This window comes from Weizmannia sp. FSL K6-3076, from assembly GCF_038007245.1.
Classification (GTDB): Bacteria; Bacillota; Bacilli; order Bacillales; family Bacillaceae_C; genus Weizmannia; species Weizmannia faecalis.
Map to the genome: position 1 here is coordinate 1,263,981 of NZ_JBBOWU010000001.1, position 23,613 is coordinate 1,287,593.

The following is a 23,613-nucleotide window of genomic DNA, read 5'->3' on the forward strand; positions in this document are numbered from 1 at the left end:
TTTGCCTGATGATAAACACGTCAAAGAGTATGAAGGTGGGGGTATAATGGAATCTGTCTACAAAACGGACAAGGGCAGAGTAAGGCAGCATAACGAAGACAGTGGGGGAGTCTTTGAAAATGCCGGCGGTGATCTCCTTGCGATTGTTGCGGATGGCATGGGCGGCCATCGTGCGGGTGACATTGCGAGCGGCATGACGGTGCAATGTTTTAAAGAAGCGTTTGAAAAATTCGGCCCGGTTGCCGATGCGGAGTCCGCGGAGGCGTGGCTTTCCGAGACGATCGGCGAGGTGAATGCCCGTTTATTTGAACATGCCGCCCATCACCCTGAATGCGAAGGAATGGGCACCACACTGGTTGCAGCGGTCTGCACCGAAGGCTTTATTTCCATCGCCAATATCGGAGACAGCCGCGGCTATATTTTTAATGAAAACGGCTTCCAGCAGCTGACGGAAGATCATTCGCTGGTCAATGAACTGGTCAAAACCGGCCAGATTTCAAAAGAAGACGCCGAAAATCACCCACATAAAAATGTGATCCTGAAAGCGCTCGGGACGGAAGATTCGATCTCGCCCGACTTAAAAACGATTGTATTTGAAGAAAATGATACTTTGCTGCTTTGTTCAGACGGCCTGTCGAATAAAGTGCCGACGGAAGTGATGAAAGAAGTGCTGGAAAAAGATCTGCCGCTTGGGGAGAAAGCGGACATGCTCGTGGATTATGCCAATGAAAACGGTGGGGAAGACAATATTACGATTGTGCTTCTTTCGTCCGGCCGCAATAAAGGCGGGTGCCCTTAATGTTAATCGGAAGACGGATCAGCGGCCGCTATAAAGTCAAAAGCCTGATCGGCGGCGGCGGCACGGCAAACGTCTATCTGGCCCGCGATATGATTTTGGACCGTGATGTGGCCGTCAAAGTGCTGCGCCCGGATTTTGCAAATGAGCCGGAGTTTATCCAACGTTTTCACAGGGAGGCCCAATCGGCAACGAGCCTGGTCCATCCGAATATTGTCAGTATTTATGATGTTGGCGAAGAGGACGATTTAAATTATATCGTCATGGAAAATGTCGAGGGCATGACGTTAAAACAATACATACAGCAAAACGGCCCGGTTTCCGTTGAGAAAACGCTGGACATTATGGGACAGCTTGCAGCGGCGATCGCACATGCCCATGACAACCATATTATCCACCGTGACATTAAGCCGCAAAATATTTTAATCAGCCATGACGGCGTTGTGAAAATTACGGACTTCGGGATTGCCATGGCTTTATCCGCTACTTCAATCACCCGGACAAATGCCGTGCTCGGTTCGGTCCATTATCTTTCCCCCGAGCAGGCAAGGGGCGGTGTTGCCACATATAAATCGGATATATACGCACTCGGCATCGTGATGTTCGAGCTTTTAACGGGAAGGCTTCCTTTTTCCGGGGAATCTGCCGTTTCCATTGCTTTAAAACATTTGCAAAGCGAGACGCCGTCGCCGAAAAGGTGGAATCCCGATATTCCCCAAAGTGTTGAAAATATTGTTTTAAAAGCAACGGCGAAAGATCCGTTTTACCGTTATAACAGCACCGAAGAAATGGGGGAGGATATCCGCACCGCACTCCTGCCGGAAAGGCTGAATGAACCGAAATTTGTTATCCCGGAAGACGAAGATCAGACGAAAATTATGCCGGTGATTTCCGAAGTGGCTGCCGGCCCCGACCGGAATGAAGAAACCATTATCGCAAATCCGGCCGGAGAAAATGAAAAGGAAAAGAAACCGGACACAAAGCGGGACAAAAAAGAGAAAAAACGGCGGAAAAAATGGCCGTTCGTTGTCGGCACCCTTGCCTTTCTGGTCGTGCTTGCCGGCCTTGCCGCCTTGTTGCTGCCGTCCCTGCTCGGCCCGAAAACCGTCAGCGTCCCGTCAGTATCAGGCAAAACGGCGGATGCTGCTGCCGCCGTGCTTACGGCGCATGGTCTGAAAACCGGGGAGAAGATTAAAACAACAAGCGAAACGGTACCAAAGGGGCAGGTGATCAAAACGGATCCCGAAGCCGGGGAAAAAATCAAAGAGGGGACAAAAGTTTCCCTTTATATCAGCACGGGAAAAGAAACATTTACCCTGTCCGATTATACCGGCAGGCAGTTTGACGATGTCGTGAATTTATTGACTGGGGAACATTTTAAAGACATCGATAAAGAAGAAGTATACGATGACAGTGCGCAAGGGACCATTATATCACAGGATCCCGCGCCCGATAAAAAAGTGGTGCCCGAAAGCACGGTGCTTACCTTTACTGTAAGCAAAGGCCCGGAAATTTATGCAGTCGGGGATTTAACTGGATTTTCAAAAAAACAGCTGGACGCATATGAAAAAACATCCGGTTTTTCCATTGAATATGCCGGAAAAGATTATTCGGATACCGTGAAAAAGGACCATGTCATTTCGCAATCCCCGCAGCCGGGAACCGAGCTGAAAAAAGGCTCGGTCGTAAAAGTGACCATCAGCAAAGGACAGAAAGAAATGCCGCCAAAGACGGTCACAAAGGAAGTAACGATCCCGTATGAGCCGGACACGGATTCCGCCGGGAGCACAAATGAAAACAATAGCGAAAGTTCCGGGTCGGACGGAAACAGCCAGTCCGGTGACAGCAACAGCGAATCAAACGGAAACGATTCCGGCGGCAAAACAGATGCATCTGCACAAGAAAACCCGAAACAGGAAGTGCAAATTTTTATTGAAGACATGAACCATTCGATGTCCGCACCTGTTCAAACGTTTGAGATTACGAAAACGGTGAAAAAACAGCTGGAGTTCACGATTGAATACGGGAAAGAGGCGACATACAAAATCATGAGGGATGGCAAAGTCATCGCCGAAGAGACCGTTCCGTATCCAAATTAAGAAAACGCGGGCGTCCCATCCTTAGGCGAGAGCAGCGCCGTCGTTGCATTTATGCGTTAGGAAAGTAGAAATTGAAAAATTTATCCTTTCTTAACTGAGAAAGCGCCGGGCCGTAACCCGGCGCCTCCCCTGGTTTGAAAATGTCGGAGAGATGGAGGTGGATGTATGGCAGAAGGAAAAATCATCAAGGCTTTAAGCGGCTTTTACTATGTGAAAAATCGTGAAGACGGCGAAATTTACCAATGCAGGGGCAGAGGTGTCTTCCGGAAAAGGAAAATCACCCCGCTCGTCGGGGACCATGTCGAATTCCAAAAAGAAAACGGGCGGGAAGGTTATATTTTGGACATCGGCGAAAGAAAGAATGAACTCGTCCGTCCACCGATTGCCAATGTGGATCAGGCTGTTTTGGTTTTTTCCGCAAAAGAACCAGCCTTTTCTACGCTGCTTTTGGACCGTTTTTTAGTCCCAATTGAAAAGAACCTGATTCGGCCGCTTATTCTGATCACAAAATGCGATCTCTTGGGCGCGGATGAAAAAGAAAAGCTGCTCGAGACGCTTGCAGTATACCGGCAAATCGGTTACCCGGTTATTTTGTCGTCGGCGAAAGCAGGCGAAGGGGCAGATGCTTTGCTTTCGGCATTGAAAGGAAAAATCACCGTCTTTTGCGGCCAGTCCGGAGTGGGGAAAACGTCCATTCTCAACCGTCTGGACCCTGCTTTGGGTTTAAAAACAAATGAAATTTCCACGCATCTGGGCAGAGGGAAGCACACTACCCGCCATGTTGAACTATTGCCGGTCGGAGGCGGGCTCGTCGCGGATACGCCGGGTTTCAGCTCACTCGACTTCGCCGGCGTGGAATTCACGGAGCTCGGGGCCTATTTTCCGGAAATCAGTGAAAAATCGGCCGGCTGCAAGTTCCGTGGCTGTCTGCATGAAAACGAGCCGCATTGTGCGGTAAAAGCCGCTTTGGCCGAAGGGGAGATCGCTTCATTCCGGTACAGCCATTACATCCAGTTTCTTCAGGAAATTAAAAACAGAAAGCCGAGGTATTGACGATGGTAAAAATCGCACCTTCTATTTTGTCTGCAAATTTTGCAAAACTGGGAGAGGAAATTAAAGATGTGGAGGAAGGCGGGGCGGACTGGATCCATATTGATGTAATGGACGGCCATTTTGTGCCGAACATTACGATGGGGCCGCTCGTTGTTGGGGCGGTGCGGCCGGTCACAAAGCTTCCGCTCGACGTCCATTTAATGATTGAAAATCCGGACCAGTATTTGGAAGCTTTTGCGAAAGCAGGGGCGGATACAATTTCTGTCCATGTGGAAGCGTGCAGGCATCTCCACCGGACGATCCAGGAAATCCGGTCCCTTGGTGTAAATCCCGGCGTTGTCTTAAATCCCGCCACACCGGTCGAATGGATTGCGCCCATACTGGGGGATGTCGGCCTTGTATTGCTGATGACGGTCAATCCCGGGTTTGGCGGACAGGCTTTTATTGAATCCGTTGTCCCGAAAATTGAAAAACTGCACCGTTTAAAAAAAGAGCAGGGGCTTGCATTTGACATTGAAGTCGACGGCGGCATCCATCCGGAAACAGCGCAAAAATGCACACAGGCCGGTGCAACGGTGCTGGTTGCGGGCTCCAATATTTTTAAAAGCAAGAACCGGAAAAAAGCGATCCAGGCATTAAAATACGGGCAGTAAAACAACAGCCGGGGTTCATCCGGCTTTTTCTGCATGAAAAACCCGCGGGGAGTGGACAAAGCATCAGGTTGTCTTAAATCCGTCGTATAAAAGGGGAATGAGGCATGGAAAAGAAAATCTATATTTTAGCAGGCGGCCCGCCCGAAAATGTACCGGATCTTGCGCCATATGCGGAGGACAAACGAGCGGCATGGGCAGGTGTAGACAGGGGCGTGCTGCATTTGCTTAAACAAGGGATCATCCCGGAAATGGCCTTTGGCGACTTTGATTCTGTCAATCAGGAAGAATGGGACTGGATCAACCGGAAACTTGAGCATATCCGCAAATTCCAGCCCGAAAAAGATGAGACCGATATGGAGCTGGCCTTGATGTGGGCAATCAGCCAGGATCCGGATGTGATCCGCATTTTTGGTGCTACCGGCGGACGGCTCGATCATGCTTTTACCAATGTCCTTTTACTTGTACATGAAAAAGCTTTGCAATTTAAAGGAAAAATAGAAATGATCGACAGGCAGAATCTCGTGGAAATGTTTTTGCCCGGAACTTATACGATTGAAAAAATGGATGCGTATCCGTATGTTTCTTTTCTCCCGTTGACGGAAGAGGTAGAAGGGATCTTTTTAACCGGATTTAAGTATCCGCTTGAAAACCGGCATATTGTAAGGGGCACCACCCTTTGTGTCAGCAATGAACTAATCCGTGATTTTGGTACTTTTTCTTTTTCAAGCGGCATATTAATGATGGTAAGAAGCCATGATTAATGATATTTCATGAACAAGCAGGCTGTATCCTTTTCGCTTACGCATGAATATAATGTGCGGGAGACCCGGATTGTATTTGAATGGGGAGGGACATACATGAAATTTTATACGATTAAACTGCCTAAATTTTTGGGCGGTATTGTCAGGGCCATGCTGGGGACTTTTAAAAAAGGATAAGAGATAAAATGGACGCATGGCGGTTCGTGGGGCAGTTCATTCTACACAGCGGGAAAATCGGCGGCGCGCCGGTTTTTTTTGCCGCAAAAAAAACAGGAAACCGGATACCCGGTTTCCTGTTTTTGCATTATACACGTTCGACTTTCCCGGATTTCAAAGCGCGAGCGGAAACCCAGACGCGTTGCGGTTTGCCGTCCACCAGAATGCGCACTTTTTGCAAGTTCGCTTTCCAGGTGCGTTTGTTTGCGTTCATGGCGTGAGAACGTTTATTGCCGGATACCGTTTTACGTCCTGTAATTGCACATTTTTTCGGCATTGTATTCCCTCCTCCTGTTGCGAAGCAGAAATAGAACATATTTATGCTTTCATCTCTTCATTTTTCGTTAAAAATTCACTATAATAATTTATCATATTGGAAGACACAATGCAAGTCCTGCCGGTGAGTATACATGCAGAGCACCCTGTTTTGTGGTAAACTATAACAATGCAGGCCTGCTCTGCTTTCCATGTACCCGGTCTTATAGTACAATGGCGGTAGCAGGTCAAATCCGGTTTAGAAACAGTGAAGATAAGGGGGAGCGATTTATGCCGATTGAAATAAATACGCATTATGGACAAATTGATATATCGAATGAAGTCGTCGCCACGCTTGCAGGAGGTGCAGCCATCGACTGTTTCGGCATTGTCGGCATGGCCTCGAAAAATCAAATCAAAGACGGCATTACAGAAATCCTGCGCAAAGAAAACTTCTCGAGGGGCGTTATTGTGCGTCAACAGGATGAAAAAGTGGAAATTGACATGTATATTATTGTGGGCTATGGGACAAAAATTTCCGAAATCGCCCGCAACGTCCAGCAGAAAGTAAAATATACGCTGAATCAAACAGTCGGCTTATCAGTTGACGCCATTAATATTTACGTTCAGGGCGTGCGTGTCGCGAACCCGTAACGAGGAGGAAATTTTGTGGTTACATCACTGGATGGAAAGCGTTTTGCAGAAATGGTCATACAAGGGGCGAACCATCTTGCGGCAAATGCCAAAACGGTTGACGCCCTGAATGTATTCCCTGTCCCTGATGGCGATACGGGAACAAATATGAATTTAACGATGACTTCCGGTGCAAAGGAAGTGCAAAAAAATGTCCAGGCGCATATCGGGTCCGTTGCCGCAAGTTTTGCAAAAGGGCTGCTGATGGGCGCGCGGGGCAATTCGGGCGTGATTTTATCCCAGCTGTTCCGCGGCTTCTCCAAATCGATTGAAACAAAAGCGCATATTTCCGCAAAAGAGTTTGCAGCGGCTTTTCAGGCCGGGATCGAGAGCGCTTTTAAGGCGATCATGAAGCCGGTTGAAGGAACGATTCTCACCGTTGCAAGGGAAGCGGCCAAAAAAGGCGTGCAAACGGCGAAAACCGAAAAGGATCTGGCGGCAGTCATGGAAGCGATCCTCGGGGAAGCGAAAACGACGCTGAGCCGGACGCCGGACATGTTGCCGGTGTTAAAAGAAGTCGGCGTGGTCGACAGCGGCGGCCAGGGGCTTGTTTTTATTTATGAAGGCTTTCTTGCCGAGTTAAAAGGGGAAGAGCTGCCGGATACACCGTCCGTCATGCCGTCAATGGACGAGCTCGTAAACGCCGAACACCATAAGCATGTGCAGGACTTTATGCGTACGGAAGATATCAAATATGGGTACTGCACGGAAATCATGGTCAGGCTCGACCGCTCCAAACCGTCCGCCAAGACATTCTCGGAGGAGCGGTTCCGCAGTGATATGAGCCGTTTCGGGGATTCCCTCTTGGTCATTTCGGATGATGATATCGTGAAAGTCCATGTCCACACTGAGCGCCCGGGTGATGTTTTGAACTACGGCCAGCAATACGGCAGCCTCATTAAGTTAAAAGTGGACAATATGCGCGAGCAGCACAGCGCGATAGTGGGCGAAACGCATCATGCGCTTGTTGGCGAAAACGGAGCGGAACAGGAGAAAAAAGAAAAGAAAGATTACGGTGTGATTACGGTTGCCATGGGGGACGGAATCGCTGCGCTGTTTAAAAGCATCGGCGCCGATGTTGTCATTGAAGGCGGCCAGACGATGAACCCGAGCACCGAGGACATATTGAAAGCCATTGAAGAGGCAAACGCAAAACAAATCATCATTTTACCGAACAATAAAAATATTGTCATGGCAAGCGAGCAGGCAGCGGAACTAGCGGAAGAAAAAGTGGCTATTGTCCCGTCTAAAACCGTGCCGCAGGGAATGGCGGCGCTGCTCGCATTTAACCCCGGACAGCCGTTTGACAAAAACGTCCAAGCAATGGAAGAAGCGCTCGGCCGCGTGAAATCCGGCCAGGTTACCAATGCGGTCAGGGATACGAATATTGACGGCATCTCCATCAAAAAAGGGGATTATATGGGGATTTACGAAGGGAAAATCGTCAAAACGAGTCCTGCCCTGTTGGAAGCATCCGGGCAGCTGCTTTCGCACATGATCGGCGCGGAAGATGAAATTGCCACCGTCATATACGGAAAAGATGTCAGCAAGGAACAGGTAAACGAACTCGTTTCCTATATTGAAACCAACTGGCCGGAGATAGAAATCGAAGTCCATGAAGGCAGGCAGCCGTTATATTCCTTTATTTTGGCAGTGGAATAAGATTGCTTGCCCGCATATTATAAAAAGAGCTTGCTGAATACGAAAAAATGCACCATCCGCTGCTGTTTGTTTTCATCTGTTGCAGCGCTTTCAAGTGCAAAGCTTTCATCCATTCTTTTTTGGTAAAAAGGTTCCAGTTCGGGCGAGCCGGCCGAACCAACCCGGTTTTGCCCGGCAAACTTTAAAATCAGCACAACGGCGGGTGCGGCCTGAAAAACGGGGCGCACCCACCAAGATTGAAATCGCGAAAAAACACAATAATGTGGGTGTGATGCGCAATGAAATATAAAAGTGTTTTTGATATTATCGGCCCGGTGATGATCGGGCCCTCGAGCTCCCATACAGCAGGTGCCGCGCGCATCGGTCGGGTGGCGAGAAGCTTATTCGGCAGGCAGCCACAGTGGGCAGACATCCATTTTTACGGATCGTTCGCGACCACCTATAAAGGTCACGGCACAGACGTTGCCATTGTCGGCGGCCTGCTCGATTTTGACACGGATGATGAACGGATCAAATCTTCTCTTCAGATTGCGGAACAGCACGGACTTTCGGTAAAGTTTTTCGTGGAAAGCGCCGTCACGGATCACCCGAACACGGTAAAGATCCGGATGGGCGACGCATCGGGAGATATGGAACTGACCGGTATCTCAATCGGCGGCGGAAAAATTGAAGTGACAGAACTGAGCGGCTTTGAACTGCATTTATCCGGCCACCATCCGGCTGTGCTCGTCGTTCACCAGGATCGCTACGGGGCGATTGCGGCCGTATCCAATATTTTATCAGCACATGAAATCAATATCGGCCATATGGAAGTATCGCGCAAAGAAGCCGGAAAGATGGCCTTGATGGCTATCGAAGTGGACCAGAATCTCGATGACGCCGTCATTGAAGAGATGAAGCAGCTCCCGAATATTACCCAGGTTGCAAGAGTTGTAGATTAATAGGGAGAAAAAAGCGCAGCTGCTAAGCAGGTGGCGCTTTCTTTTGGCTGTCTTTAAAAAATGTGCGTGCATCCTTGCCTGTGCCAGGAGAAGCAGCATGGATATTGAAGGAGGGAAATTATGTTTCGGAATGTTGCTGACCTTGTAGAACTGGCCGAACAGCAAAATAAAAAAATCTCGGAAATTATGATAGAGCAAGAAATGGAAGTAACCGGAAAATCGAGGGAAGCCATCATAAAAAAGATGGATGAAAATCTGGCTGTGATGGAAAAAGCAGTTGAAAAAGGGATTGCCGGCGTCCACTCCCACTCAGGGCTTACGGGCGGCGATGCCGTACTGTTGCAAAAATATATTGAAAAAGGCAATTTCTTATCCGGCGCCACCATTTTGGATGCCGTCAGCAAAGCTGTTGCGACAAATGAAGTGAACGCGGCAATGGGAACGATTTGCGCAACGCCGACAGCCGGTTCTGCCGGCGTCGTGCCGGGAACGCTCTTTGCGGTCAAAAACAAACTGCATCCGACGCGTGAAGAAATGGTCCGTTTCTTATTTACAGCCGGCGCATTCGGTTTTGTGGTGGCCAATAATGCGTTTATTTCCGGCGCAGCAGGCGGCTGCCAGGCAGAAGTCGGATCAGCCGCCGGGATGGCTGCCGCGGCTATCGTTGAGATGGCGGACGGCACACCGGATCAATGTGCCCATGCGATGGCCATTACGTTGAAAAATATGATCGGCCTCGTATGCGATCCTGTTGCCGGTCTTGTGGAAGTACCATGCGTGAAACGGAATGCAATGGGGGCGGCCAATGCAATGGTTGCGGCAGATATGGCGCTTGCCGGCATTAAAAGCCGGATCCCTTGCGATGAAGTGATTGATGCGATGTACCGCGTCGGGCAGCAGATGCCGACTGCGCTCAAAGAAACAGCGCGGGGAGGCTTGGCGGATACGCCGACCGCCCGGAAACTGGAAGCCAAAATTTTCGGTATGCCGCTTGATCTGCATGAATAGCCCACTTGATCTGCCGGTATCCGTTTTAAAAGGGATCGGCGAAGAAACGGAAGCAAGCCTCGGGCAGATGGGGATTTTTACCATCTATGACCTGCTTACTTATTTTCCTTTCCGGTATGAAGATGACCGGCTCAAAGATTTGCGTGAAGTCGGGCATGATGAACGGGTGACGGTGACGGGGAGGGTGCATAGCGAACCCTCCCTCATCTATTATTCAAAAAAACGGTCACGCCTGTCGATGAAAGTGTTCGCAGGCGATTTTCTCATTACGGTTGTCTGTTTTAACCAGCCGTATTTGAAAAAGAAAATCCATGTCCATGATGAGATTACGGTTACCGGAAAATGGGACATGCACCGGCAGACGATTACGGCCCAATCCGTAAAAACAGGCACGGCTGATCAAACGTCCGGATTCGGGCCCGTCTATGCGGTGAAAGGAAAAATGACGGTAAAAACGTTGCGCAAATACATTCAATCCGCCTTTCATGCTTATGGCAGTGAAATCGAAGAGGCGCTCCCGGCAGAAATGCTTGCAAAATATAAATTAATGCCGAAAAAGCAGGCCATGTTTGCGATGCACTTCCCAAAATCGGAACAAGAAGTGAAAATGGCGAGAAGGACCATTGTATACGAAGAGTTTTTGGCTTTTCAGCTGAAGATGCAGGCGTTAAGGAAATTCGAGCGCGAATATTCAAACGGCCGGGCCATCCGCTATGATGTGCGGAAATTAAGACATTTTATCGACTCCTTGCCGTTTTCATTGACGGCCGCCCAGAAAAGAGTGGTAAACGAAATTTGCGCGGACATGAAGTCGCCGTTCCGCATGAACCGTTTACTCCAGGGGGATGTCGGCTCCGGGAAGACGGTCGTCGCTGCGATTGCGCTATACGCTGCGGTGACGGCGGGATTTCAAGGGGCACTGATGGTCCCGACGGAAATTCTCGCCGAGCAGCATGCCGAATCGCTTTGCCAGCTGCTCGAACCGCACGGCGTCCAGGTCGCTTTACTGACGAGCACCGTAAAAGGGAAACGGCGAAAAGCGCTTTTGGAACAGCTTGGAACTGGCGGTATCGATATTTTAATCGGCACGCATGCTTTAATTCAGGAAGATGTGGCATTTTCGCGGCTCGGCCTTGTGATCACAGATGAACAGCACCGGTTCGGGGTTGAGCAAAGACGGATCCTTCGCGAAAAAGGGATGAATCCGGATGTGCTTTTTATGACGGCGACGCCCATTCCGCGGACGCTTGCCATCACCGTGTTCGGCGAAATGGATGTTTCTGTCATTGACCAGATGCCAGCTGGCCGGAAAAAGATTGAAACGTACTGGGTGAAAAACAATCTGTTCGAAAGGGTGCTCGGCTTTATCGAAAAAGAGCTCAAAAAAGGCAGACAGGCGTATGTCATTTGTCCGCTCATCGAGGAATCCGATAAGCTTGACGTCCAGAACGCGATTGATGTGTATGCCATTTTAAACCAATATTTTAATGGCAGGTATACAGCCGGGCTGATGCATGGCAGGCTGCCGGGTGACGAAAAGGAAGCAGTCATGAAAGCGTTCAGCCGCAACGAAATTCAAGTGCTTGTGTCGACAACGGTTGTCGAAGTCGGGGTCAATGTGCCGAATGCGACCATTATGGTCATTTATGATGCCGAACGGTTCGGCCTTGCCCAGCTTCACCAGTTGCGCGGCCGTGTTGGCAGAGGCGATGCGCAATCGTATTGTATTTTGCTCGCCGACCCGAAAACAGAAATCGGCAAAGAGCGGATGAAAATTATGACGGAAACGGACAACGGCTTTGTTTTGAGCGAAAAAGATCTCGAGCTTCGCGGACCCGGCGATTTTTTCGGAAAAAAACAAAGCGGGCTGCCGGAATTTAAAGTGGCCGATATGGTCCATGATTTCCGGGCGCTTGAAACAGCCAGGCAGGATGCGCAGCAATTGATCAGTTCCGATACATTCTGGCATGACCCGGCTTTTTCACACTTGCGGCGCCAGCTTGAAGCATCAGGTGTGCTCGAAGGGGAGAAACTGGACTAAAGGGAGTTTGCGTTTTGCCAGGGCAACTTTGGCAATTCTTGCAAACTTCCTTTTCTTTCTATATACTACGATTAGTACCAAGTCCTAAAATTTCGGATGGTGTCACCCATGAAAATGAAAAAAAAGGACCGGCAGCAAAGTTTGCAGGAAACCATCAGGCAGAATCCTTTTATCACAGATGAAGAACTGGCGGAAAAATACCATGTCAGCGTGCAGACGATCCGCCTTGACCGGCTGGAGCTTTCCATTCCGGAACTGCGGGAAAGGATCAAAAACGTTGCTGAAAAGCGGTTCGCCAATGAAGTAAGGGCGCTGCCGATCGAAGAAGTCGTCGGGGAAGTGATCGATATCGAATTGGATCGCAGCGCCATCTCTATTTTTGATGTCAAAAAAGAACATGTTTTTAAGCGAAACGCCATCGCCCGCGGGCATCATCTGTTTGCGCAGGCCAACTCGCTTGCCGTTGCCGTCATTGATGATGAACTGGCCCTCACGGCGAAAGCCACCATCCGGTTTTTGCGGTCCGCGAAAATCGGCGACCGCGTCATTGCCAAGGCAAAAGTGGCGAACGTCAATCAGGAAAACGGCAGAACGACTGTGCTTGTTGAAAGCTATGTCGGCCGTGACCTCGTCTTTAAAGGCGAATTTGAAATGTATCGGGATCATGCCGGAAAAGGCGGCAGTGCTTAACTATGCTTCGCGGACAGGTAAACCATTTTCCCGGGGACCGGCACCCCCGGTTGCGGCATGGCCGGGAAAACTTTCGCACGGGAAAAGCTTGATTTTAGAAACGGGGCTGAACAGAATGAGATTAGCAATTGATGCAATGGGCGGGGATTATGCCCCAAAAGAAATTGTACAAGGGATTAACCGGGCTGTAAACGCATTTCCGGACACGGCGTTTATCCTGTTCGGGGACGAAACGCAAATCAGGAAGGAACTGGAAACGTCTGACCGCGTTGCCGTTATCCATACCGATGAGGTAATATCTGGAACAGACGAACCGGTGCGGGCAGTTCGCCGCAAAAAAAATTCTTCCATGGTGCGTATGGCCCAAGCCGTGAAAGACGGGGAAGCGGACGCGTGCATCTCGGCCGGAAATACGGGCGCTCTAATGGCATCCGGTCTCTTTGTGGTTGGCAGGATTGAAGGTATTGAAAGGCCGGCCCTTGCCCCGGTGCTCCCGACAACGGACGGGCGCGGTTTTGTCATGCTCGATCTCGGCGCAAACGCGGAAGCCAAGCCGGAACATTTGCTGCAGTTTGCCATCATGGGCTCGCTGTATGCCGAAAAGGTAAGAGGCTTAAAAAATCCGCGCGTCGGCCTCTTAAATATCGGAACAGAAGAAAAGAAAGGCAATGAATTAACAAAAAAAGCATTTCAACTTTTAAAAGAAACTGATTTGAATTTTACCGGCAATGTTGAAGCCCGCGACTTGCTCGAGGGGGCGGCGGATGTCGTTGTCACAGACGGGTTTACCGGCAATATGGTGCTGAAAACGATTGAAGGTACGGCCGGATCCTTGTTTTCCATGATCAAAAAAGTGTTCATGCACAATCTGAAGACAAAACTGGCCGCTGCGATGATCAAATCAGAACTGTCAGGCCTGAAAAATATCATGGACTACTCGGAATACGGCGGATCGGGTTTAATGGGGCTGAATGCGCCCGTCATTAAAGCACACGGGTCATCAAACGCCAATGCAATTTACAATGCGGTGCGGCAGGCACGTGAAATGGTACAGTCTGACGTCACCGGCAAAATCAAACACGCAATTCAACAACTTGAACAAAAGTAAGGATGGAGGAAAAGAGATGGGGAAAATAGCATTTGTTTTTCCGGGGCAGGGATCCCAGACGGTTGGCATGGGGCAGTCGGTTGCCGGTGCAAATGAAAAAGCGGCGGCTGTTTTTCAAAAAGCAGATGAAAAGCTTGGGATGGACTTATCCGGGCTCATTCAAAACGGCCCGCTGGACAAACTGACCCGTACCGAAAATGCCCAGCCGGCCCTTTTAACGGTAAGCACTGCGATTTTACAGGTGCTTCAGGAAGCGGGCATCCATGCAGATTTCACAGCCGGGCACAGCCTTGGCGAATATTCGGCGCTTGTGGCAGCCGGCGCTTTGTCTTTTGAAGATGCCGTATATGCGGTACGCAAACGTGGCGAATATATGGATGAAGCATTCCCGAACGGTGCCGGGGCAATGTCCGCCGTGCTCGGGCTTGACCGCGGCGTGCTAGAGGAAGTTGCAGATGAAGTGAGCCGTGAAGGGGAAACGGTCCAGCTCGCGAATTTGAACTGTCCCGGCCAGATAGTCATTTCCGGGACAGCTGCCGGAATTGAGAAAGCGGGCGCCCTTGCCAAGGAAAGAGGGGCGAAACGCGTCCTCCCGCTTCAGGTAAGCGGGCCTTTCCACTCCAAATTGATGGAGCCGGCAGCGGAAAAATATAAGGCGGTTCTTGACGAAATTGCTATCCGGGATGCGGCGGTTCCTGTGATCGCCAATGTTGATGCCGAAGTGGAAACGGGCGCTCAGGACATCAAAGCAAATTGTATCCGCCAGCTCTATTCCCCTGTTTTATGGGAAGATTCTGTCAAAAAAATGATCAGCCTCGGCGTTGATACCTTTATTGAAGTCGGGCCGGGCAAAGTGCTTTCCGGATTAATCCGGAAAATTGACCGCAGCGTAAAAACATATGCCGTCCAGGATATGGAAACCCTGGAAGCTGCGGTTGGCGCGCTGCAAAAATAATGGAGGAGGAGACCGAATGCTTTTAAAAGACAAAGTTGCGCTTGTGACCGGTGCGTCCCGCGGCATCGGCCACGAAATCGCGCTTGCGTTTGCCGCTTCCGGCGCGCATGTTGTGGTCAACTATGCAGGGAATGCTGAAAAAGCGGAAGAAGTGGTAAACGCCGTCCGTTCTTATGGTGTGGAAGCCTTTTCCATCCGGGCTGATGTTTCGAATGAATCGGAAGTGCAGGAAATGTTCAGACAGGTGCTGGAAAAATTCGGCAAACTTGATATATTGGTGAATAACGCCGGCATCACCCGTGATAACCTTTTGATGAGGATGAAAGAAGCAGAATGGGATGCAGTCATCGATACCAATTTAAAAGGGGTCTTCCTGTGCACAAAAGCGGCGGCGCGGCCGATGATGAAGCAGCGGAGCGGCAAAATCATTAATATTGCCTCGGTTGTCGGTATCAGCGGCAACCCCGGTCAGGCCAATTATACCGCTGCCAAAGCCGGCGTCATTGGGCTTACAAAAACGGCGGCGCGTGAGCTGGCAAGCCGCGGTATTACTGTAAACGCCATTGCCCCGGGCATGATTGAAACGGATATGACCGATAAGCTGACGGAAGACATCAAAGAAGGCATGCTGGGCCAAATCCCACTTTCCCGTTTCGGCAAGCCGGAAGATGTAGCAAAGACTGCCCTGTTTTTGGCAAGCAGCAGTTCCGACTACATCACCGGGCAAACGATCCACGTCGATGGCGGAATGGTCATGTAACGGTCGCGGCAAAGCTTGTTTTTAAGTTTCGCTTTATTAATTATAAAAAATCCTCTATAATACCTTGAGGGGAGGTGAACCGCATGGCAGACGTATTAGAGCGTGTGACAAAGATCATCGTTGACCGCCTTGGTGTCGAAGAATCCAAAGTTACACTGGAAGCGAAATTCAAAGAAGATCTTGGCGCTGATTCCCTTGATGTAGTGGAATTGGTGATGGAATTGGAAGATGAATTCGGAATGGAAATTTCTGACGAGGATGCTGAGAAAATTGTAACAGTGGGTGACGCTGTAAATTACATACAAAATCAGCAGTAATCGTCTTCATGTAAAATGTCCCGCCCCATAAAGCGGGACATTTTTCTCTAATCCGGCGTCAATCGTCTCCTGCCTGAGGATGGTAAATGGGCAAAAAAGCGCGATCCCTTTTTGCCTATTTACGACCGCCCGGGTCCTGGGAGATGCCTTTGCGTTCAGCAGTATTTTTCTATATATTTAAGTTAAGTTGAAACTATATCAAGATATCGGGTGGATGAACGATGGGTAAAAAAATAAAATCAGATGAAGAACATGTAGTAAACAAATTCGGCAACCTGCAGGAACAACTCGGGATCCATTTTCAAGACGTAAACCTGCTGAAACAGGCTTTTACGCATTCCTCCTATGTGAACGAGCATCCGGAAAAGCGCAGGCACGACAATGAAAGGCTTGAATTTTTAGGCGACGCCGTCCTGGAACTGACCGTTTCCCATTATTTATTTAATCGGTTCCCGTCGATGAACGAAGGGGAAATGACGAAATTGCGGGCGTCCGTCGTCTGTGAGCCGTCGCTTGTCATTTTTGCCAATGAGCTGCATTTTGGCGAGTATATCCTGCTCGGTAAAGGCGAGGAAATGACCGGCGGCAGAACGCGCCCGGCTCTTTTAGCCGATGTGTTTGAAGCGTTTATCGGCGCGCTTTATTTGGACAAGGGGTTAAAGGCTGTTGTTTCCCTTCTTGAAAAAGTTGTATTCCCGAAAATAGACGAGGGGCTCTTCAGCAGCACGGCGGATTATAAAAGCAAGTTGCAGGAGTACGTCCAAAAAAGAACATCCGGTGTGTTGGAATACACGATTCTCGATGAACGCGGCCCTGCGCATGACAAGGAGTTCATCTCCAGCGTGTCGCTAAACAATAAAGCGCTCGGGACAGGAAAAGGCCGCTCCAAAAAAGAAGCGGAACAGCAGGCTGCGCAAACGGCTTTATCCAATTTGCAGAAAGAAGAAAAAAAGAAGCCGTAAAGAATGGAGGGGGAACGGATTGTTTCTGAAACGTCTCGATGTGATCGGATTTAAGTCATTTGCGGACCGGATTTCCTTTGAATTTGTTCCGGGCGTGACAGCGGTTGTCGGCCCGAACGGCAGCGGCAAAAGCAATGTGATCGACGCCGTCCGCTGGGTGCTCGGTGAACAATCAGCGAAAAGCCTGCGCGGTGGAAAGATGGAAGATGTTATATTTGCCGGCAGCGATACAAGAAAACCACTGAATTTTGCAGAAGTGACGTTAACGCTTGAAAACGAAGGCCGCGCCCTTCCAATTGATTACCAGGAAGTGAGCGTGACAAGGCGGGTGTACCGTTCAGGGGAAAGCGAGTTTTATATCAATAAACAGCAATGCCGGTTGAAGGATATTGTGGAATTGTTTATGGATTCCGGCCTTGGCAAAGAAGCTTTTTCCATTATCAGCCAGGGGAAAGTGGAAGAAATTTTAAACAGCAAAGCGGAAGAACGCCGCAGCATTTTTGAAGAGGCAGCCGGCGTTTTAAAATATAAGACGCGCAAGAAAAAGGCGGAAGTGAAGCTTGCCGAAACGCAGGATAACTTAAACCGTGTTAGCGACATTCTGTATGAACTGGAAAGCCAGCTTGAGCCGTTGAAAATGCAGGCATCGGTCGCAAAAGATTATCTGGAACAAAAGGAAGCATTGAAAAATTATGAAATTGCCGTTTTGGCGTATGAAATAGAATCATTGCATGGCGAGTGGGAATCGCTTAAATCGCAGCTTGAAGCACACCGGGATAAAGAAGCGGGGCTCTCTTCCGAAATCCGCAAACAGGAAGCACAGCTGGAAGAAAAGCGCAATCAGCTGGACGCGCTCGATGAATCGATTCAAGACTTGCAGAATGTGCTGCTTCAAGCGACAGAAGAGCTGGAAAAACTCGAAGGGCAAAAAGAAGTGCTGAAGGAACGCAAAAAGAACGCCAGCGAGAACAAAGCCCAGCTTGAGAAAAATATAAATGAAGCGGAGAACGCTTTAAAAGAACTGGAAGCCCAAAAGGAAAAGCTTTTGCAAACGGCGGCGGAAAATGAACAAGCCTTATCGTCCCTGAAAGAAAGCGTGAAAGAGAAGGAAGCGGGCCTTTTCCGCCTCAGCACGAATCTGGAGGGAAAAATTGAGTCTTTAAAAAGCGACTATATTGAACTGCTGAATGAGCAGGCAAGCGGAAAAAATGAAAAGCGCCTGCTTATGCAGCAGCTGCAAACGTCGTTAAACCGCCTCAGCCGGCTTGAAGCCGAAAACCGGAAATATGTCGAAGAACGGGAAAAAGTGCGGGAAAAGAAAAAAATGGCGACCGGCCGCCTTGCAAAAATCAAACAGGAGCTGGAAGCGGCAGCCGGTGCCTATATGGAAAAGCAAAGGCAGCTGGAATCCGTAAACAGTCGGTATCAAAAACAGGAGTCCAATCTGTATCAGGCATACCAATATTTGCAAAAAGCGAAATCACGGAAAGAAACGCTTGAAGAGATGGAAGAAGATTATACCGGCTTTTACCAAGGCGTGCGTGCAATTTTGAAAGCCCGCGGCAAACAGCTGGAAGGCATTGAAGGTGCTGTGGCTGAACTGGTCCGGGTGCCCGCGCCTTACGAAAAAGCGGTTGAAACAGCACTGGGTGCTTCGATGCAGCATATTGTGACAGAAACGGAACGGCATGCGCGGCACGCCATTGCATTTTTAAAAGAACGAAAGGCCGGGCGGGCGACTTTTTTGCCGCTCGATATTATTAAGCCGCGGGCCATTCCGGAAGCAAGCCTCAAACCGCTCCGCAATGAAGAGGCGTACGTCGGCGTGTGCGCGGAGCTTGTCCGCTTTGAAAGCCGCTACCAGTCCATTGTGTCCAATCTGCTCGGCCATGTCCTTGTAGTCCGTGATTTAAAAAGTGCAAACAAAATCGCCAAAATGCTCGGCTACCGCTACCGCATCGTGACGCTTGACGGGGATGTTGTTAATCCGGGCGGCTCGATGACAGGCGGGGCTTCGAAACAAAACAGTGTGTCACTCCTTTCGAGAAAAAGCGAACTGGAAGCATTAAAAGAAAAGCTTGCCGGCATGGAAAAAACAACGATGGCGCTTGAAACGGAAGTCAAAGCATTGAAAGCCGAAGCTTCCCGCATGCAACAGGAGCTGGATGAAGCGAGGAAAAACGGCGAAGCGCTGAGACTTGGAGAACAGCAGGCGAAAGCGGAACTGGAACGGCTTGCGGTTGAGGAAAAAAATCTGGATGAGCACCTGCTCGTCTACGATATGGAAAAACAAGAGGCGGAAAAGCAGCAGGATGAAGCCCGTAAACGGATCGGCGAACTGGAAGATATGCTGGCGCGTACCGGCGAAAAAGCGCAGCAACTGGAAGCGGAAATTGAAGCCCTGACCGTAAAGAAAAACGATGATTCGACGGCAAAAAGCAGGCTCCAGGGCGAACTGAGCGATTTAAAATCGACGCTTGCCGTAAAGATGGAACAGGCGGCGCGCGACCGCGAAGAGCTTGCGCGGCTCGACCGTGAAATAAAGGAGTGGGCGTCACGTAAAGCGCGTTACGATGAGCAGTACCACTTTCTTACGGACGAATCGAAGAAGCATCACATGTCGGAAAGCGAACTGGCAGAAGCGGCCGAACAAAAAGCGCGTGACAAAAACGATACGCTCGCCTTTATCGCCGTGCGCAGGGAAGAACGGGCCCGGCTGACAGCAGAGATGGAAGACCTGGAACGCGGCCTGAAGGAATGGAAACGGCAGCAAAAAGGGCTCCAGCAGGCCATTCAGGATGAAGAAGTCAAAGCAAACCGGCTGGATGTGGAACTTGAGAACCGGCTTCAAAGGCTCCGCGAAGAATACACGCTCACCTTTGAAGCCGCGAAAGAAGCCCGCCCGCTCAATGTTTCCCTGGAGGAAGCACGCAAAAAAGTGAAGCTGATCAAACTGTCGATTGATGAGCTTGGCGCCGTCAATCTCGGCGCGATCGAAGAATATGAGCGTGTATCGGAACGTTACCAGTTTTTAAAAGAACAGGAGACCGACCTGCTTGAAGCAAAAGACACCCTTGACCAGGTGATTACGGAAATGGACGGCGAAATGGTCCGCCGGTTCGATGAGACGTTTAACGCCATCCGGAACGAATTCGAACCGGTTTTCCGCGAGCTTTTTGGCGGTGGGAGAGCGGATTTGCGGCTGACGGATCCGAAAGATTTGCTTACGACAGGCGTGGAAATTTTCGCGCAGCCGCCGGGGAAAAAACTGCAAAATCTCGGGCTGCTTTCAGGCGGCGAAAGAGCGCTGACCGCGATCGCGCTTTTGTTTGCGATTTTGCGTGTGCGCCCGGTGCCGTTTTGCATTCTCGATGAAGTGGAAGCTGCGCTGGATGAAGCCAATGTATACCGGTTTAGCAAATATTTGAAACAATTCAGTGCGGAAACCCAGTTTATTGTCATCACCCACCGGAAAGGAACGATGGAGGAAGCGGACGTCCTCTACGGGGTTACGATGCAGGAATCCGGCGTATCGAAGCTTGTGTCGGTCAAACTGGAAGAATCAACCGACCTCGCTTTTCAAACGTCTTAAACAGGCGAATCAGCGCCGTGTTTAAAAAGAAGCGCCCGTGCCACAAGCGGGCCGGCAGGGATAAAAATCAGGCCGGCGATTTTTACGACTGCTCGTGCGGCTTTTATGCCGCACAAGCTGATACGCAAATTCAGGAAAGCCAAAGGAAGTGGACAAATGAGCTTTTTTAAAACATTAAAAGACAAATTCACCCGGCAAGCCGATACGGTAACCGATAAATTTAAAACCGGGCTTGCAAAAACGCGCGATAATTTCTCGAACAAAGTCAACAATCTTGTCGCGCGTTACCGGAAAATCGATGAAGACTTTTTCGAAGAACTGGAAGAAATTTTAATTCAGGCGGATGTCGGCTTCCAGACCGTGATGGAACTAATCGATGAATTAAAAATGGAAGTGAAACGGAAAAACATTAAAGACCCTTCTGAAGTCCAGTCCGTGATTTCCGAAAAACTGGTTGACATTTATTCGGCCGGCGAAGATGCCCCGAACCGGCTTAACATCCAGGACGGCGCCTTGACCGTTATTTTGTTTGTCGGCGTAAATGGCGTCGGCAAAACGACTACGATCGGTAAGCTCGCCCATATGCTGAAGCAGCAGGGGAAAAAAGTGATCATGGCAGCCGGCGATACATTCCGCGCCGGCGCGATTGAACAGCTTGAAGTCTGGGGAGAGAGGGTCGGCGTGGAAGTGATCAAACATTCGGAAGGATCCGATCCAGCCGCTGTCATGTTTGACGCCGTCCAGGCAGCGAAAGCAAGAAATGCAGATGTGCTGCTTTGTGATACGGCGGGCCGCCTGCAAAACAAGGTCAATTTGATGAAGGAACTGGAAAAAGTAAAGCGTGTCATCGAACGGGAAATCCCGGGCGCCCCGCATGAAGTGCTGCTCGTTTTGGATGCCACCACCGGGCAAAATGCGATGGTGCAGGCTAAGACGTTTAAAGAAGCAACAGACGTAACCGGGATTGTGCTGACAAAATTGGATGGCACGGCAAAAGGCGGGATTGTGCTCGCGATCCGGAACGAACTCCATATTCCCGTCAAATTCGTCGGCCTCGGCGAGAAAATGGATGACCTTCAGCCGTTTGATGCGGAAAAATATGTGTACGGGTTGTTTTCCGATCTGATCGATGAAGTGCCGGAAGAACAAGCCTGACCGTATGTGGGCCGTACTGCGAATCAGAAGGCCGCGGTATTAAAGCCCGCCGGGAGCGCTTCAAATCGGTTGTGGGGAAACGAACTTGTTTTCATTGACAAAAAACAGGAATCTTTGTATTCTGTGTTTATGTAAAGCATTTTCACTTAACAGGGGGAAGAAGCCATGCTGGAGAAAACAACGCGAATGAATGATTTGTACGATTTTTACCAATCGTTGTTGACTCCGAAGCAGCGCAGCTATATGTCCCTCTATTATCTCGACGACTTATCGCTTGGCGAAATCGCCGAACAATACGGTGTGAGTCGTCAAGCGGTTTACGATAATATCAAACGCACCGAACAAACGCTTGAAGACTATGAAAAAAAGCTTGGTTTATTGGAAAAATTTCAAGCGCGCACACGCATTTTCCGGTCGATGCGCAATCTTTTGGCGCATGATGCCAATCCGGAACTGTTGCGGCTTGTCGATGCGCTCGAAAAATTGGAATAGGGGGCGGAAAAATGGCATTTGAAGGACTCGCAGAACGCCTGCAGGGCACGATGCAGAAAATCCGCGGAAAAGGCAAGGTCACGGAAAGCGACGTCAAAGAAATGATGCGGGAAGTCCGTCTTGCCCTTCTGGAAGCTGACGTCAATTTCAAAGTGGTAAAAGATTTTGTAAAAAAAGTGAGCGAACGTGCGGTTGGCCAGGATGTGCTGAAAAGCCTGACGCCCGGGCAGCAGGTCATCAAAATTGTCCAGGAAGAGCTGACCAACCTTATGGGCGGATCACAGAGCAAGATTGCCGTTGCAAAGCGCCCGCCAACCGTCATCATGATGGTTGGCCTGCAGGGTGCCGGGAAAACGACGACATCCGGGAAACTGGCCAACCTGTTGCGAAAAAAATACAACCGGACCCCGCTGCTCGTTGCGGCCGATATTTACCGCCCCGCTGCAATCAAGCAGCTGGAAACGCTCGGCAAACAACTCGGCATGCCGGTGTTTTCGCTTGGCGACAAAATCAGCCCGGTGGAAATTGCCAGGCAAGCGATTGAAAAAGCAAAAGAAGAACATCACGATACCGTCATCATCGATACGGCCGGCCGCCTCCATATTGACAGCGAGCTGATGAATGAACTGAAGGAAATCAAGGAACTTGCGCATCCGGATGAAATTTTTCTTGTCGTCGATGCGATGACAGGCCAGGATGCCGTAAATGTCGCACAAAGTTTTAATGACCAGCTCGGCATCACTGGCGTCATCCTGACGAAGCTTGACGGCGACACGCGCGGCGGGGCGGCTTTATCGATCCGGGCCGTAACCGAAAAGCCGATTAAATTTGCCGGGATGGGCGAGAAAATGGATGCGCTCGAACCGTTTCACCCGGAAAGGATGGCCTCCCGTATTCTCGGCATGGGCGATATTCTGTCGCTGATTGAAAAAGCACAGGAAACTGTCGACGAAGAAAAAGCGCGCGCGCTCGAAAAGAAAATGCGGGACCAGTCATTTACGCTCGATGATTTCCTTGAACAGCTCGGCCAGGTCCGGAAAATGGGGCCGCTCGGCGACATTTTGAAAATGATCCCGGGGGCCAACCGGATGAAAGGGATGGATAATCTGCAAATTGATGAGAAACAAATTGCGCATGTTGAAGCGATTATCCAGTCGATGACAAAGCAGGAAAAAATCCGCCCGGACATCATCAATGCAAGCCGGAAAAAACGGATTGCGAAAGGTTCCGGCCGCCCGGTACAGGAAGTCAACCGGCTTTTGAAACAGTTTGAAGAAATGAAGAAAATGATGAAACAACTGCAGGGCATGAATCAAAAAGGCCGGAAAAAAGGCTTTAAATTCCCTTTTATGTAAAAAACGAGGGTGTTAAGAGAAAAGACTTTACACCATCATGATTTTCTGA

General features: G+C 49.7%; 23 protein-coding genes. 21 read left to right on the forward strand and 2 right to left on the reverse strand.

Annotation, left to right across the window (positions count from 1 at the left end):
• Window positions 1-46 precede the first annotated feature (46 nt).
• From NSS95_RS05745 to spoVM, 6 genes are all read left to right on the forward strand, one after another.
• A complete protein-coding gene (locus NSS95_RS05745; protein ID WP_014095498.1) occupies window positions 47-799 on the forward strand; it encodes a Stp1/IreP family PP2C-type Ser/Thr phosphatase in 753 nt (250 codons plus the stop codon).
• Entirely contained in the window at window positions 799-2,895 is a 2,097-nt protein-coding gene (gene pknB / locus NSS95_RS05750) for a Stk1 family PASTA domain-containing Ser/Thr kinase (protein WP_035181809.1), read from the forward strand. Before NSS95_RS05745 ends, pknB begins: the two co-directional genes overlap by 1 nt.
• 165 nt (window positions 2,896-3,060) lie before the next feature.
• On the forward strand, window positions 3,061-3,948 hold the full coding sequence (gene rsgA, locus NSS95_RS05755; RefSeq protein WP_019722004.1) for a ribosome small subunit-dependent GTPase A: 888 nt from the start codon (window positions 3,061-3,063) through the stop codon (window positions 3,946-3,948).
• Between the two features lie 2 nt (window positions 3,949-3,950).
• Window positions 3,951-4,601: a ribulose-phosphate 3-epimerase gene (gene rpe / locus NSS95_RS05760; protein WP_014095495.1), complete on the forward strand. Its 651-nt coding sequence runs from the start codon at window positions 3,951-3,953 to the stop codon at window positions 4,599-4,601.
• A gap of 104 nt (window positions 4,602-4,705) precedes the next feature.
• On the forward strand, window positions 4,706-5,362 hold the full coding sequence (locus NSS95_RS05765; RefSeq protein WP_014095494.1) for a thiamine diphosphokinase: 657 nt from the start codon (window positions 4,706-4,708) through the stop codon (window positions 5,360-5,362).
• 96 nt (window positions 5,363-5,458) lie between these two features.
• Complete coding sequence (gene spoVM, locus NSS95_RS05770; RefSeq protein WP_017551496.1) at window positions 5,459-5,539, forward strand: stage V sporulation protein SpoVM; 81 nt, start codon at window positions 5,459-5,461, stop codon at window positions 5,537-5,539.
• Between the two features lie 127 nt (window positions 5,540-5,666).
• Here the strand turns inward: spoVM and rpmB are convergent, their stop codons facing one another.
• Entirely contained in the window at window positions 5,667-5,855 is a 189-nt protein-coding gene (gene rpmB, locus NSS95_RS05775; RefSeq protein ID WP_013859045.1) for a 50S ribosomal protein L28, read from the reverse strand.
• 269 nt (window positions 5,856-6,124) lie between these two features.
• Between rpmB and NSS95_RS05780 the strand changes: the two genes are divergently transcribed.
• Window positions 6,125-6,487: an Asp23/Gls24 family envelope stress response protein gene (locus NSS95_RS05780; protein ID WP_251459507.1), complete on the forward strand. Its 363-nt coding sequence runs from the start codon at window positions 6,125-6,127 to the stop codon at window positions 6,485-6,487.
• 15 nt (window positions 6,488-6,502) lie between these two features.
• Complete coding sequence (locus tag NSS95_RS05785) at window positions 6,503-8,188, forward strand: DAK2 domain-containing protein (protein ID WP_017551499.1); 1,686 nt, start codon at window positions 6,503-6,505, stop codon at window positions 8,186-8,188.
• A gap of 17 nt (window positions 8,189-8,205) precedes the next feature.
• Here the strand turns inward: NSS95_RS05785 and NSS95_RS05790 are convergent, their stop codons facing one another.
• Window positions 8,206-8,415 carry a hypothetical protein gene (locus NSS95_RS05790; protein WP_017551500.1) on the reverse strand — a complete coding sequence of 70 codons (210 nt, stop codon included), beginning with the start codon at window positions 8,413-8,415 and terminating at the stop codon, window positions 8,206-8,208.
• A gap of 51 nt (window positions 8,416-8,466) precedes the next feature.
• Between NSS95_RS05790 and sdaAB the strand changes: the two genes are divergently transcribed.
• The 13 genes from sdaAB (at window position 8,467) to ffh (ending at window position 23,564) form a co-directional block, all read left to right on the forward strand.
• Window positions 8,467-9,129 (forward strand): L-serine ammonia-lyase, iron-sulfur-dependent subunit beta, encoded by a 663-nt coding sequence (sdaAB, locus tag NSS95_RS05795; protein WP_035181806.1) that lies wholly within the window; start codon window positions 8,467-8,469, stop codon window positions 9,127-9,129.
• 120 nt (window positions 9,130-9,249) lie between these two features.
• The gene (gene sdaAA, locus NSS95_RS05800; protein WP_326244116.1) at window positions 9,250-10,137 is read left to right on the forward strand and encodes an L-serine ammonia-lyase, iron-sulfur-dependent, subunit alpha; all 888 of its coding nucleotides are present in this window, start codon (window positions 9,250-9,252) and stop codon (window positions 10,135-10,137) included.
• Window positions 10,130-12,178, forward strand: coding sequence for an ATP-dependent DNA helicase RecG (gene recG, locus NSS95_RS05805; protein WP_046720810.1), 2,049 nt, complete (start codon window positions 10,130-10,132; stop codon window positions 12,176-12,178). Before sdaAA ends, recG begins: the two co-directional genes overlap by 8 nt.
• Before the next feature lie 108 nt (window positions 12,179-12,286).
• Window positions 12,287-12,868, forward strand: coding sequence for a transcription factor FapR (gene fapR, locus NSS95_RS05810; RefSeq protein WP_046720809.1), 582 nt, complete (start codon window positions 12,287-12,289; stop codon window positions 12,866-12,868).
• 115 nt (window positions 12,869-12,983) lie between these two features.
• Window positions 12,984-13,976 (forward strand): phosphate acyltransferase PlsX, encoded by a 993-nt coding sequence (gene plsX / locus NSS95_RS05815; RefSeq protein ID WP_164931348.1) that lies wholly within the window; start codon window positions 12,984-12,986, stop codon window positions 13,974-13,976.
• A 16-nt stretch (window positions 13,977-13,992) separates the two neighbouring features.
• Window positions 13,993-14,931, forward strand: coding sequence for an ACP S-malonyltransferase (gene fabD, locus NSS95_RS05820; RefSeq protein ID WP_017551506.1), 939 nt, complete (start codon window positions 13,993-13,995; stop codon window positions 14,929-14,931).
• 16 nt (window positions 14,932-14,947) lie between these two features.
• Complete coding sequence (fabG, locus tag NSS95_RS05825) at window positions 14,948-15,691, forward strand: 3-oxoacyl-[acyl-carrier-protein] reductase (protein WP_035189893.1); 744 nt, start codon at window positions 14,948-14,950, stop codon at window positions 15,689-15,691.
• A gap of 83 nt (window positions 15,692-15,774) precedes the next feature.
• Window positions 15,775-16,008, forward strand: a complete 234-nt coding sequence (gene acpP, locus NSS95_RS05830) for an acyl carrier protein (protein WP_014095485.1) — start codon at window positions 15,775-15,777, stop codon at window positions 16,006-16,008.
• 221 nt (window positions 16,009-16,229) lie between these two features.
• Entirely contained in the window at window positions 16,230-16,970 is a 741-nt protein-coding gene (gene rnc / locus NSS95_RS05835) for a ribonuclease III (RefSeq protein ID WP_017551508.1), read from the forward strand.
• 19 nt (window positions 16,971-16,989) lie between these two features.
• Entirely contained in the window at window positions 16,990-20,562 is a 3,573-nt protein-coding gene (gene smc / locus NSS95_RS05840; protein WP_017551509.1) for a chromosome segregation protein SMC, read from the forward strand.
• Between the two features lie 156 nt (window positions 20,563-20,718).
• Window positions 20,719-21,717: a signal recognition particle-docking protein FtsY gene (ftsY, locus tag NSS95_RS05845; RefSeq protein WP_017551511.1), complete on the forward strand. Its 999-nt coding sequence runs from the start codon at window positions 20,719-20,721 to the stop codon at window positions 21,715-21,717.
• 165 nt (window positions 21,718-21,882) lie between these two features.
• Window positions 21,883-22,209: a putative DNA-binding protein gene (locus NSS95_RS05850; RefSeq protein ID WP_014095481.1), complete on the forward strand. Its 327-nt coding sequence runs from the start codon at window positions 21,883-21,885 to the stop codon at window positions 22,207-22,209.
• Window positions 22,210-22,220: 11 nt separating this feature from the next.
• Entirely contained in the window at window positions 22,221-23,564 is a 1,344-nt protein-coding gene (gene ffh / locus NSS95_RS05855) for a signal recognition particle protein (RefSeq protein ID WP_014095480.1), read from the forward strand.
• The last annotated feature ends 49 nt before the right edge of the window (window positions 23,565-23,613 follow it).